This window comes from Bacteroides sp. D55t1_190419_B8 (assembly GCF_015558905.1).
In the GTDB taxonomy this organism is placed as follows: Bacteria; Bacteroidota; Bacteroidia; order Bacteroidales; family Bacteroidaceae; genus Bacteroides; species Bacteroides vicugnae.
The window spans coordinates 102,627-116,838 of the sequence record NZ_JADMOU010000002.1; the positions used below are offsets into that span (position 1 = coordinate 102,627).

At 42.2% G+C, this 14,212-nt stretch carries 7 protein-coding genes; 5 read left to right on the top strand and 2 right to left on the bottom strand.

Features of this window, described 5'->3' with window-relative positions:
- Positions 1 to 89: 89 nt before the first annotated feature.
- The 5 genes from I2I13_RS02830 to I2I13_RS02850 all read left to right on the top strand — a co-directional run bounded on the left by I2I13_RS02830 (position 90) and on the right by I2I13_RS02850 (position 12,676).
- Positions 90 to 4,148, top strand: coding sequence for a hybrid sensor histidine kinase/response regulator transcription factor (locus I2I13_RS02830; protein WP_195648702.1), 4,059 nt, complete (start codon positions 90 to 92; stop codon positions 4,146 to 4,148).
- A gap of 144 nt (positions 4,149 to 4,292) precedes the next feature.
- Positions 4,293 to 6,305: an alpha-galactosidase gene (locus I2I13_RS02835; protein ID WP_195648703.1), complete on the top strand. Its 2,013-nt coding sequence runs from the start codon at positions 4,293 to 4,295 to the stop codon at positions 6,303 to 6,305.
- 28 nt (positions 6,306 to 6,333) lie between these two features.
- Complete coding sequence (locus tag I2I13_RS02840) at positions 6,334 to 8,268, top strand: sialate O-acetylesterase (protein ID WP_195648704.1); 1,935 nt, start codon at positions 6,334 to 6,336, stop codon at positions 8,266 to 8,268.
- 3 nt (positions 8,269 to 8,271) lie between these two features.
- Positions 8,272 to 10,458 carry an alpha-galactosidase gene (locus I2I13_RS02845; RefSeq protein ID WP_229128555.1) on the top strand — a complete coding sequence of 729 codons (2,187 nt, stop codon included), beginning with the start codon at positions 8,272 to 8,274 and terminating at the stop codon, positions 10,456 to 10,458.
- Positions 10,459 to 10,468: 10 nt separating this feature from the next.
- Positions 10,469 to 12,676 carry a GH92 family glycosyl hydrolase gene (locus tag I2I13_RS02850; RefSeq protein ID WP_195648705.1) on the top strand — a complete coding sequence of 736 codons (2,208 nt, stop codon included), beginning with the start codon at positions 10,469 to 10,471 and terminating at the stop codon, positions 12,674 to 12,676.
- Positions 12,677 to 12,744: 68 nt separating this feature from the next.
- Here I2I13_RS02850 and I2I13_RS02855 read toward each other — a convergent pair whose 3' ends face one another.
- Together I2I13_RS02855 and I2I13_RS02860 are read right to left on the bottom strand one after the other, a co-directional pair.
- Complete coding sequence (locus tag I2I13_RS02855; RefSeq protein ID WP_195648706.1) at positions 12,745 to 13,587, bottom strand: OmpA family protein; 843 nt, start codon at positions 13,585 to 13,587, stop codon at positions 12,745 to 12,747.
- 31 nt (positions 13,588 to 13,618) lie between these two features.
- Positions 13,619 to 14,200, bottom strand: a complete 582-nt coding sequence (locus I2I13_RS02860; RefSeq protein ID WP_195648809.1) for a non-canonical purine NTP diphosphatase — start codon at positions 14,198 to 14,200, stop codon at positions 13,619 to 13,621.
- Positions 14,201 to 14,212 lie beyond the last annotated feature (12 nt).

A 14,212-nucleotide genomic window follows, 5' to 3' on the forward strand; every position in this document is an offset into this window, starting at 1 on the left:
TTTCATTTTATATATAATATTATGACGTTCGTTCGATATAAGAAAATTCGTGTATCTTTGCGTATGTAACGAATAATATTATCCATACTATGAAAAGATCTATACTCATATTGTCGGTAGTGTGTAGTTTGATACTTTCCGCAACATTTGTCAGAGCACAGGCATATTCTCAATTTTACTTTACTCATATTAATGGTGAAAATGGCTTGTCGGCAAGTAATGTCAAGGCAATCTTGCAGGATAGCTATGGATTCATGTGGTTTGGCACTAAGAACGGATTAAATCGTTATGATGGTACGTCTATTCTTCAACTTAACTGTGACGACCTGAAAGCAGGAATCGGAAATCATAATATCAGTGCTCTTTACGAAGACAAGGAACGTAAACTTTGGGTGGGAACCGACCGGGGAATTTATGTGTATGATCCCACAATGGATATTTTTACCCGCCTGAATCCAGAGTCACCGGATAAAATCACACCTGATAATTGGGTGGCGGAAATACTTGCTGATTCTGTCGGTAATGTATGGGTGCTTATTCCTGACCAGGGACTATTTCGTTTTGAAGGAACGAAGAAAGTCAGCCATTATCCTATCACGGGAAAAAGTAATTTTAAAAATGAAAGTCCCGAATGTATTGCCATTGACAAAAAAGGTGGAGTATGGGTAGGAACTTCCGGAGTAGGATTATTTAAATATAATCCGCAGAAAGATGCGTTTGAACAGTATATGGAAGACCGTAACGGACATTCATTGGCTAATAAGAACATAATGAGTATGTGTTTTCGGGACGATGATACCGCTATTCTTGCTATTCATGAAGGAGAATTATTAAAATATAATACACAGTCTCGTGAACTGGCTACTATTCCTTTTCCGGGAGAACGGAAAACTTTTTTACGTGATGTGGTCTGTTTCGGAGATGAACTTTGGGTAGGTTCTCATCATGGGCTTTTCATTATTAACGAAAAGAAAAACAGTACATTGCATCTTAAAGAAGATTTGATGCGTTCGTTCAGTTTGTCGGATAACATTGTCTATTCAATTTATAAAGATACCAAAGGAGGTATCTGGATTGGGACAATGTTTGGAGGTGTTAATTATCTGCCTAAACATCGTCTTGTATTTGATAAATATGTTCCCGGAAGCGACGGACATTCTTTGAATACCAAACGCATCCGTGGATTAGCGGAAGATGATAACGGATGTATTTGGATTGGAACTGAAGATAACGGAATTAATGTGTTGAATCCTCAGACCGGAGAAGTACATCAAGTGTATGATAATGTACCGGGGCATCTTATCACTTTATGTGTAAGACATTATAATAATCATATTTATTGTGGATTATTCAAGCAGGGGATGAATGAAATCCGTCTGCCTGATGAACGGATCCGGTGTTTGTCAGAAGGGGAGTTAGGCATTGATGAAGGCAGTGTGTACGACTTTATGATAGATAGTAAAGGGCGTAAATGGATAGGAACCGGATGGGGACTTTATATGTCCGGACCGAATGAAAAGGAGTATCACAGGGTAGATGCTATCGGTTACAACTGGGCCTTTAATATCATGGAGGCGAAAGATGGTACAATTTGGGTGGCATCTATGGGAAACGGAGTCTGGAAATGCAGACCCGAATCAGGGATCTATCAGAACTACGCCTACGAGGCAGGTAAGAAAAATACGCTTAGTTCCAATTCCGTCAGTTTCATTATGCAGGACAGTAAGGGCAATATATGGTTCTCTACTGATCGCGGCGGAATCTGTCGCTATAATGAAGTACAGGATAACTTTACCTCTTTTGGAATTAATGAAGGATTGCCGGACGATGTCTGCTATGATATTCTGGAGGATGAACATTCTAATTTATGGTTTGGGACTAATAAAGGACTGGTACGTTTTAATCCGGAAAGTGGAGATGTAAGCGTATTCACCAATAAAGACGGATTATTAGGGAACCAGTTCAATTATAATTCGGCGCTTAAAGCACGCGATGGTAAGTTTTATTTCGGAGGGGTGGACGGACTGATTGCTTTTGATCCCAATACTCAGGATGAAAGCGGATCGCTGCCTCCGGTTTATATTTCCAAATTTAGTATTTATAATAAGGAAATCACTGTGCATACTCCGAATTCGCCTTTGAAACAGTGCATTGTACATACCAATGAAATAGAACTTCCTTATAATCAGTCAAATATCAGTTTTGATATAGCTATGCTTAGTTATTCTACTGCGGAGACCAATCAATATTATTATCGTATGGTACCGCTTGATAAAGAGTGGATACGTGCTGCCAGCAACAAGAATATATCGTATGCTAAATTGCCTCCGGGTAAATATACTTTTCAAATAAAGGCAACTCATCATGCGAGCAAATCCGATCCTTCAACCCGTTCGTTGACGATTGTTATTTTGCCGCCTTGGTGGCAGTCCGTATGGGCTTATATTGTTTATGCACTGGCTATTATCTTGTTTGTATTCTGTTGGTTTTTATGGTACAAGCATCGTAAGGAGCGGCAGATGGAAGAACGTCAGAAACTTTTTGAAATAGAGAAAGAAAAGGAATTGTATGAATCGAAGGTTGATTTCTTTACGGAGATAGCTCATGAAGTACGTACTCCGCTGACGTTGATTAATGGTCCGCTTGAGGCTATTCAGGAGGAGAATCTTCCGGAATCTAAAAAGAAGAAGTATATTAATGTAATAGTACAGAATACGAAGCGGCTGTTGGAACTGACAGGACAACTTCTCGATTTCCAGAAGATTGGTGCCAACAAGCTTTCCATGAAATTTGAAAGTGTTGACATTACGGCACTTCTGAAAGGAATCGTAGCTCGTTTTGAAGTAACTTTCAATTTGAATAACAAAGAACTGGTTCTGAAATTGACTGAAGAGGAAATATGGGCGGCAGTAGATAAAGAAGCAATAACTAAGATTGTGAGCAATTTGCTTAATAATGCATTGAAGTATGCCTGGCAGCATATACAAGTGGAACTGGAGAAAGACGATCTTTATTTCACGATTCGGGTTATTAGTGACGGAAATAAGATTCCGGAAGAAGCGAGCCAATATATCTTTGAACCTTTTTATCAAATGGAAAAGAAAGAAGCACCTAAGAACGGAGTAGGTATCGGACTTTCATTAGCACGTTCGCTGGCATCTCTTCACAAAGGGACACTTACCTTGGATACTACAAGAGAAAAGGATAATGTCTTTATTCTGACCATTCCTTTAAATAAGGAAGGTATCAGTCTGGAGAATAGCAAAGCGGTACAAAAAGATATAGTTGAGTTGGATGAGGAAACTTCTGTTGAAACAGATATGCACGGATACACTCTGTTGTTGGTAGAAGATAATGAAAGTATGCTGGCCTTTATCTCTGAAAGGTTATGTGAGTGTTTCACTGTGGAGACGGCGAAGAATGGTGCGGAAGCAATCGAAATATTGAGAAGCAGTCATGTCGATTTGATCATTAGTGATATTATGATGCCGGTGATGAATGGCCATCAGTTGTGTAAGGAAATCAAATCAGATCTTGAGCTTTCTCATATCCCTGTTATCTTCCTGACTGCCAAGAATGATATTGACAGTAAAATCAATGGCTTGAAGTATGGGGCGGAAGCCTATGTGGAGAAGCCTTTCTCGTTCGGTTATCTCAAAGAACAGATATTATCATTACTCAATAACCGTCGACGGGAGAGAGAGGCATTCTCGAAACGTCCGTTCTTCTCGGTAGATAATATGCAGATGAACAAAGCGGATGAGGAATTTATGAATAAGGTGATCCGGATTATTGAAGACAATATAACCGATGATAATTTCGGAGTAGAGAAAATGGCGGATATTCTCTGTATGAGCCGCTCTAGTTTGTTGAGAAAAATCAAAACGATATTTAATCTCTCCCCACTCGACTTCATTCGCCTGATTCGCCTGAAGAAAGCGGCGGAATATATTCAGGAAGGCAAATACCGGATTGGAGATATCTGCTATATGGTGGGCATTAATTCTCCGTCTTATTTCAGCAAGTTATTCTTGAAACAGTTTGGTATGACTCCGAAAGATTTCGAGAAACAGTATCAAAGTGGAAAACAAACAATCATTCCACAGGATATAAGGAATACGGATACTATAAATGATGCGGATAAATAGAAAATTTGCGGATTCAGAGAGATTGTGAAGCATATTGCCGTAAATCTTTCATTTTTTGACTTGTTTACGCCAAGCCATACTTCCGGCAATGCCTATCTTTGGGGAACACTTTTATTCTATTTAAAACCATATTCATTGTGCCATATGAAAAACAGACTTCGACAGTTTAAAATCATTTTCGGAACTATGTTCCTGTTATTCACTTTATCCGGATATGCTGCCGGATATAAAGGTCTGACGACGGGCGGCTGGCAAATCCGCTTCGATGATCAGAAAGGGGGAGTTTCACTTTATAAAAAGTCAAAAAATATTTGTGAAGGACTATATGCTTCTTACCTATGGGGAGAGCAGACGGTTACTACGCGTGACTATGCACGCCATAAGGTTAGTATTCGAAAAATATCAGATGCTTTCGGTAAAGGAACTCTTTATAAGATTGAACATACAGATAAATCTTTGCCTAAGTTGACACAGTACTTTTATCTTTATCCGGATAAAGAGTATATATTGACGGAGTTTAGTATAGAAGGAAAGAATAATGTCGCTTCCAATCGGATGGCACCTGTGAATGTAGACCGCATGGCTGAATTACTTCCGGCAGGTGACAATCGTGCTTTATTTATGCCTTTTGATAATGATAAATGGATCAGATACCAGTCTCATGCACTTAATTTCGACACATTGACCAGTTATGAGGTAACGGCTGTTTTTAATAATGAAGGGCGTAGCGGACTTGTTGTAGGTTCTGTGGAGCATGACAATTGGAAAACGGCTGTAATGTTAGGTAAAGGAGACCATAGAAACATCGGCTCTTTGACTTGTTACGGTGGAGTAGCTGATGAATTGACGCGGGATGTGAAACCTCACGGAGCATTGACAGGCAAGAAGATCAAGTCTCCCAAAATATTACTGGGATTCTTTGAAAACTGGTGCGACGGACTGGAAACTTATGCAAAGGTGAATGCAATCATAGCACCTCCGAAGGAGTGGGGAAAAGCAGTTCCGTTCGGTTGGAACAGTTGGGGGGCTTTGCAATTCAACCTTACTTATGATAAAGCGATGGAGGTTTCGGACTTTATCAAACAAAACCTTCAAAATCGTCATTTTGTCAATCCGGATCATACGGTTTATGTCGGATTGGATTCCGGTTGGGACTGTATGAATGAAGAACAATTGAAGTCATTCATTGCAAAATGTAAATCAAATGGTCAGATTGGAGGTATCTACTGGACTCCGTTTACCGACTGGGCGCGTGATCCCGAACGGACGGTGGATGCCGCTCCTGAATATAAATACAAGGATATCTACCTTTATGCTAACGGAAAGCCACAGGAATTGGACGGTGCTTATGCTATCGACCCTACTCATCCCGCTGTAGAGGCAATGATGAAAAAGACATCCGGTTTGTTTCATCGGACAGGATTCGAGTATGTGAAAATGGATTTCATGACCCATGGAGCGATGGAGGCTGATAAATGGTATCTTCCTGAAGTGACGACAGGTATTCAGGGATATAATTATGGGATGCAGTTGCTGGATAAATATTTTGGGGATATGTATATCAATCTTTCTATTTCTCCTGTTTTTCCGGCACAATATGCCCAGTCGCGTAGAATTGCCTGCGATGCATGGAATAAAATCAAGGATACCGAGTACACGCTGAATGCATTGTCTTATGGATGGTGGCAGAAGTACATCTATCAATTCAATGATGCAGACCATATTGTGTTGAGAGATGCTACAGATGGTGAAAATCGGGCGCGTATCACTTCCGGCGTTATTACAGGTATCTACATTGGCGGAGATGATTTTAGTGCCGCCGGAGGAAAAGACGGGAAAGACAAAGCGTTGAAATATCTGACGAATCCTGATATCAATGCTCTTGCCACGGGTGAAGTGTTCCGTCCGGTAGAGGGAAATGGAGCTCAATCAGAACAAATCTTTGTAAGAAAGGAGAAAGATGGAACATTCCATTGCGCACTTTTCAACTATTCGGAACAGGAGCAGACGGTGACACTTTCGTTGGATAGAATAGGGCTGGAGCAAGCACGCAGTTATCAGGTGAAAGAATTATGGAGTGGCAACCGGACTACTGCCGGAAATCAGATAGAGATTACCATACCTGCCAAGGATGTGAAAGTACTGGAATTTAATTAATAGCCCGGAATCAATTAACTAACCGAAAATGAATAAATATAGAATGACTCTTGTGGCTCTGTGCATAGCTGTTTGTACACAGGCTAAAGTCACTTTACCATCGTTTTTCACCGATCATATGGTGATACAGCAAAAGAGTACCTTGACATTGCCCGGCAAGGCAAAATCCGGCAAGCAAGTGACCGTAAAAACGAGTTGGGATAACCGGAAATATACAGTCAAAGCGGGAGTGGATGGAAGTTTTACTTTACAGTTACCTACTCCTGCCGCCGGAGGTCCTTACCAGATAACCCTTTCAGACGGCGAAATGCTGACTTTGCGAAACATAATGGTGGGAGAAGTCTGGTTTTGTTCCGGACAATCCAATATGGAAATGCCGGTTGCCGGATGGGGCAAGGTTATGAATTATGAACAGGAGGTGGCGGAAGCCAATTATCCGTTTATTCGTCTGTTACAGGTAAAAAAGACTGTATCTTTAACTCCGCAGGATAACGTAGAAATGAACGGAGGGGGTTGGCAGGAATGTAGCCCTTCCTCTGTTCCGGAGTTTTCATCTGTCGCTTATTTTTATGCCCGTCAATTGTGGAAAGAACTGAATGTACCTGTTGGTGTGATAGATTGTACTTGGGGCGGCACTCCGGCCGAAGCGTGGACAAGCTTCGGCACCTTGCAACAGGTGATGGGTTTTCAGGGAGAAACAGCTAAAATGAGGAGACTGAATTTTAATAAAGAAGCTCTTTCTGCTGTTTATCAACAAGAAATGAAGGACTGGCGTGAACAGTTTATGATCCGGGATGCCGGTTTTGCTCAAGGGACTCCGCAATGGATTTCGGCTTTACAGACTGGGAAAGAATGGAAGTCTATGGAGTTACCCGGTTATTGGGAGGAAAAAGGACTGGATGGGCTGGACGGTATCGTCTGGTTTCAAAAGGAGATAGATATTCCTGCCGAATGGGCAGGAAAGGAGGTCACTCTTAGTCTGGGAATGATAGATGATGAGGATATTACTTACTACAATGGTAAGGAAATAGCTAGGGGATCGGGGTTTGCCACCCTCCGGAAGTATATGATTCCGGCTGCGGAAGTGAAAGCCGGCAAAGGTATTATTACGGTTCGTGTATCTGATTTTGGGGGAGAAGGCGGTATTCATGGAAAACCGGAAACTTTGTATGCGGAAATGGGTGGACAGAAAATATCATTGGCCGGAAGCTGGAACTGTCGCATCGGATTAACTTTGGATGAAATGCCATCTGCGCCCATGTCACCGGAGGGTTCCAGCTACCTGTCTGTATTGTATAACGGGATGGTACATCCTTTCACGATTTTTCCGGTTAAGGGGGTTATATGGTATCAGGGTGAAGCGAACGTAGGTCGTGACCGGCAGTATTCTCCTCTTTTTCAGTCGCTGATAGCTGACTGGCGGAAACAATGGAAACAGGAGTTGCCTTTCTACTTCGTGCAGTTGGCAAATTACTTGCGTAGTCAGGAGGTGCAACCCGATTCGAAATGGGCTGCATTGCGTGAAGCGCAGTCTGATGCACTTTCTATGGAAGGCACGGGGATGGTACCGGCTATTGACCTTGGTGTAGCGCACGATATTCATCCTAAAAACAAACAGGAAGTGGGAAGACGCCTGGCCCTCTTGTCATTGGCAAATACTTATCAGAAGGGTACGTTTGATGTACCGACTTTTCAGGGCTACCGTATTTCGGGAAATAAACTGATACTTAGCTTCGATTGTGAAGTGAAGGCCGCAACAGGCGAACCCAAAGGATTCATTATGGCCGGACCGGATCAAGTTTTTCATCAGGCAACTGCCACTATCCGGGGAAAAGAGGTGATCCTTGAATCGCCGGAAGTGGAAATACCCATTGCGGCACGTTACGGATGGGCGGATAATCCGGAGTGTAATCTTTATGGAACTGCCGGACTTCCGGTTGCTCCGTTCCGTACTGATAAATAAAAAATGATTGTAATCACATTAAATAAATATACCGTGAAAGTAAAAGCTATTCTCTTATGCTGTCTTTTGAGCATCTCCTGTATGTTGAAGGCAACTGACAAACCTATTATCAAGATTGAAACAGATGGCACAAGCCTGATCTTCCAAGTGGGAGACAATGGTCGTCTATACCAGCGTTATCTGGGGAAAAAACTGAATCATGAATCGGACTTTGCCTACTTGCCGCAGGGAACCGAGGTTTATATCACACATGGGGCGGAGGATTATTTCGAGCCGGCCATTCAAGTGCTTCACAATGATGGAAACCCGTCTTTATTGTTGAAATATGTAGAACATAGTAGTAGCCGGCAGAATGACGGAAGTGTAGAAACAGTGATTACTCTAAAGGATGACAAATATCCTGTGACTGTGAAATTGCACTATATAACGTATGCTGCGGAAAATATCATCAAGACATTCACTGAAATCAGTCATCAGGAGAAGAAGCCTGTTGTATTGAGCAAATATGCTTCTTCTATGCTTCACTTTAACCGTGATAAGTATTTTCTCACGGAGTTTTCCGGTGACTGGGCACATGAGGTCAACATAGCCGAGCGTGAACTGGCATTTGGTAAAAAAACGATTGATACCAAGTTGGGTGCGCGTGCCAATATGTTTGTTTCTCCGTTTTTCCAGTTGTCTCTGGGTGCTCCGTCGAAGGAAAATTCAGGAGAGGTATTAGTCGGTACTTTGGGGTGGACTGGTAACTTCCGTTTTACTTTTGAAGTGGATAACAAGAATGAACTTCGTGTCATTTCAGGTATTAATCCATACGCTTCGGAATACAACCTTCCTGCCAAAGAAACTTTTCGCACACCGGATTTTTATTTCACCTATAGCCTGAACGGTAAGGGAGAGGCCAGCCGCAACTTTCATGACTGGGCACGCAAGTATCAGGTTAAGAAGGGTGACCAGACCCGTATGACACTGCTCAATAACTGGGAAGCTACTTATTTTGATTTTGATGAGAATAAGTTGATTGGATTGATGGATGAGGCTGTCAAGCTGGGAGTGGATATGTTTCTGCTTGATGATGGATGGTTTGGTAATAAATATCCGCGTAGCAGCGATCATCAAGGACTGGGTGACTGGAAAGAAACGGCGGATAAACTGCCGAATGGTGTAGGACGTTTGGTAGAAGAGGCACAAAAGAAAGGTATCAAATTCGGAATATGGATAGAGCCTGAAATGGTGAATCCGAAAAGTGAATTGTATGAAAAGCATAAAGATTGGGTGATTCATCTGCCTAACCGGGATGAATATTATTTCAGGAATCAGTTGGTGCTCGACTTGAGTAACCCGGCAGTGCAGGATCATGTATTCGGTGTGGTAGACAAATTGATGACAAACTATCCGGGAATCGCTTTCTTTAAGTGGGATTGTAACAGTCCCATCACCAATATCTATTCTTCCTATCTGAAGGATAAACAGTCGCATCTGTATATCGAATATGTGCGCGGACTGTATAAAGTGTTGGAGCGTGTGAAAAATAAATATCCGGATTTACCGATGATGCTTTGTGCCGGTGGTGGCGGACGTTCTGACTTCGAAGCATTGAAATATTTTACGGAATTCTGGCCTAGTGACAATACAGACCCTATCGAACGTCTGTTTATTCAATGGGGATTCTCACAAATATTTCCTAGTAAGACGATGTGTGCACATGTTACGACCTGGAACCGGGGAACCAGCATCAAGTTCCGTACGGATGTGGCTATGATGTGTAAACTGGGTTTTGATATCAAGCTGGATGATATGAACGAGAATGACCATATCTATTGCAATCAGGCTGTGGAAAATTATAATCGTTTGAAACCTGTAATTCTTGATGGAGATCTGTATCGTTTAGTTTCTCCTTATGGCAGTAACCATACCTCTTCTATGTATGTAAATAAAGAGAAGAATAAAGCTGTATTGTATGCATTTGATATTCATCCGCGTTATGCAGAAAAGGTATTACCGGTGCGTTTGCAGGGATTGGATGCTGATAGAATGTATCGTGTGAAGGAAATCAATCTGATGCCGGGTAACCATTCTTCGCTTCAAGGTAACGGTCAGCTGTATTCAGGAGAGTATCTGATGAATGTGGGACTGGAAGTGTTTACTACCCAACAACTGAACAGCCGGGTGGTAGAAATCATTGCTGAATAAATCAATTGCTATGAATAAATTTATAACAGGAATCTGTGCATTTTCGTTGGTTTTTGCCACTTTGCAAGCCGGTGAGACTACTAAATATGTGAATCCTTTCATTGGTACAGGAGCCATTAACGGAGGGCTTTCCGGAAATAATTATCCGGGTGCTACTTCGCCGTTCGGCATGGTACAGCTTTCACCCGATACCAATGAAGCTCCTGACTGGGGAGATGCTTCGGGCTACGATTATAATAAACGTACCATTTATGGCTTCAGTCATACCCGCCTGAGTGGTACGGGAGCTTCCGATCTGATTGATATTCTTATCATGCCGACGAGTAGCGGACGCACTTCTTCCGCGTTCTCTCATGAAGAAGAAAAAGCCAGTCCCGGTTACTATCAGGTAATGTTGAAAGATGAAAATATCAATGCCGAACTCACAACGACTCCGAGAACCGGTATTCATCGTTATCAATATCCGACAGACAAGGATGCGGAGATACTACTGGATTTAGACCATTCGGCCAATAAAGGCAGTTGGGGGCGTCGCATCATCAACTCTCAAATCCGTATTCTGAACAATCATGCTGTAGAGGGGTATCGCATTATTACAGGATGGGCCAAATTGCGTAAGATTTATTTCTATATGGAATTTTCGAGTCCGATTCTTTCCTCTACATTAAGGGACGGCGGGCGTACATACGATAACACAGCGGTGATTAATGGAACCGATCTCCACGGCTGTTTCCGCTTTGGCAAACTGGATGGTAAACCGCTTAATTGCAAAGTAGCCCTTTCGTCTGTCTCTATGGGAAACGCCCGTCAGAACATGGAACAGGAAGCGCCCCATTGGGATTTCGACCGGTATGTGGCAGCAGCAGATGCCGACTGGGAGCAGGAACTGGGAAAGATTGACGTGAAAGGAACCGATCTGCAAAAGGAGATATTCTATACCGCCCTTTACCATACAATGATTCAGCCTAATACCATGTCTGACGTGAATGGTGAATACATGGCTGCGGACTATACAACCCGTAAAGTAGGCAGTAACGAGACGCATTATACTACATTCTCGCTTTGGGATACTTTTCGTGGAGCGCATCCTCTTTACACTTTGTTGGAGCCTGAACGGGTGACTGATTTTGTGAAGAGTATGATTCGTCAATATGAATATTACGGTTATCTGCCGATCTGGCAATTGTGGGGACAAGACAATTATTGCATGATTGGTAACCATTCGATTCCTGTGATTGTAGATGCCATCTTGAAAGGGATTCCGGGAATTGATGTAGAAAAAGCTTATGAAGCGGTGTATAACAGTTCGGTCACTTCGCATCCTAACTCTCCTTTTGAAGTATGGGAAAAGTATGGCTACATGCCGGAGAATATTCAGACTCAATCGGTTTCCATCACGCTGGAGCAGGCTTTTGATGACTGGTGTGTGGCCCAACTGGCAGCAAAGCTGAAAAAAGAGGCTGATTATCAACGTTTCTATCATCGTTCTGAATTCTACCGGAACCTTTTTAATCCGGCAACTCGTTTCTTCCAGTCGAAGAATGATAAGGGAGAATGGATGGAACCTTTCGATCCTTATAAATACGGTGCAAACGGAGGTTATCCGTTTACGGAAGGAAATGCATGGCAGTATTTCTGGTATGTGCCGCACAATGTCGAAGGATTGATTGGACTGACAGGTGGAACTAAAGCTTTTGAGCAAAAGTTAGATACGTTTTTCACCATTCATCATCAGAGTGGCGAATTGAATGACAATGCTTCCGGGTTTGTAGGCCAGTATGCGCATGGTAACGAGCCTAGTCATCACGTTGCTTATCTCTATAATTATGCAGGACAACCGTGGAAGACCCAGAAATATGTCAGTCATATCATGAATAATCTATATAACAACACTTCCTCCGGATATGCGGGAAATGATGATTGCGGAGAGATGTCTGCATGGTATGTGTTCAGTGCGATGGGTTTCTATCCCGTGAATCCTGCTGACGGCCGATATATTATCGGTACTCCCGTTTTTGATGAATGTACGCTGAAACTTTCCGGTAATAAGGGATTCCGTATTCAGACGATACGTAAATCACCTGAAGATATTTATATTCAGTCGGTGACCTTGAACGGGAAGAAATACAAGGATTTTTTCATTACTCATCAGGATATAACGAATGGCGGGACAATGATATTTAAAATGGGTAAGAAACCGTCTAATTGGGGTAGATGAATTAATTTTTGTTTGAATAAAATAAAAGGCTGCTTCTGAGCAGCCTTTTATTTTATTATAGATGTTTTTTACTTGGATTCTTCCGAACTTTGCAACATCTGGAACAACTTATCCAGTTTCGGAGCCATGATAATCTCCGTACGGCGGTTTTTGCTTCTGCCTTCTGCTGTTTCATTATCGGCAACAGGCATATATTCACCACGGCCGCTGGGTTGTATCTGCAAAGGATTCACATGATAGTTCTTGATCAGGATACGGACTACGGAGGTGGCACGGATCACACTTAAATCCCAGTTATCTTTGAATTGTACGGTGTTGATAGGCTTATTATCCGTATGTCCCTCGATAAATACATCGATGTCCGTCTGCTTGTTCAACACTTCGGCCAGTTTACCGAGAGCTTCCTCTCCACGTTTGTCCAGGCGGGCACTTCCTGATTGGAATAGTAGTTTGTCAGACATGGCTACATATACTTTTCCGTCTTTCTCACGAACGGTCAGCTCGTCAGTACTGAAGCCAAGTAATGCATCTTTTACATTACTCAAAAGGTTTTGTACCTTATCGTTCTGCGCTTTAATCATGTCCTGCAATTCATTGATGGTGCGTTCTCTTTCGTTAAGCTCGTTTTTTTTCTGGTTCAACAGTGCATTCAGCTTTTCCTGTTCGGTCATGTTGACATTCAACATACTTTGATATTGGCGGATACTATTTCCCATTTTCGTAGTATCACGCAGGAGGTTTTTGATTTGTGCTGACATTTGGTCACCTGTGTCACGGCAGTCAGTCAACAGTCTTTGTAAACTATCTTTGCTTGTGGTGGCTGCCATCTCTGCGAGCATAAACTTCTTTTTCGTTACACACGAAGTACATAATAGTAACGTCAGTAGAGTAAATAATGTAATTTTCTTCATTGTGTTTTATATTTTAAGTGAGTATGCGTAATCAGCGTTGCAGAAACTCACAAAGTTTCTGTACAGCCAGTGCGCGATGGCTGATTTTGTTCTTTATATCATTTCCCAATTCGGCAAAAGTATGGTCGTAACCTTCAGGCTTGAATATAGGGTCGTAGCCAAAACCGGAATCACCACGTTTTTCTTTGATTATTTCGCCTTTTATCACTCCTTCAAAAAGATATTCTTTTCCATCTAAGATGAGTGAAATAGCAGTGCGGAATTGCGCTTTACGGTTTTCCTTTCCTTCCAGTTCATGAAGAAGTTTAAGCATATTGGCTTGAGCGTCATGTCCTTCACCTCCTGCATAACGGGCGGAATAGACTCCCGGAGCTCCGTTCAAGGCTTCTACTTCCAGTCCCGTATCATCGGCAAAGCAATCCAAGCCGTAATTCTTATAAATAAAGGAGGATTTTAATAGCGCATTTCCTTCCAGTGTTTCAGCTGTTTCGGGAATGTCGGTCTGGCAACCGATATCATTGAGACTTAGCAATTCTACTTTGTCTCCCAGTATAGCAGCAACTTCTTCCAGTTTATGAGCATTATTGGTAGCAAATACAAGTTTGCGTTTCATCATTTTATTTTT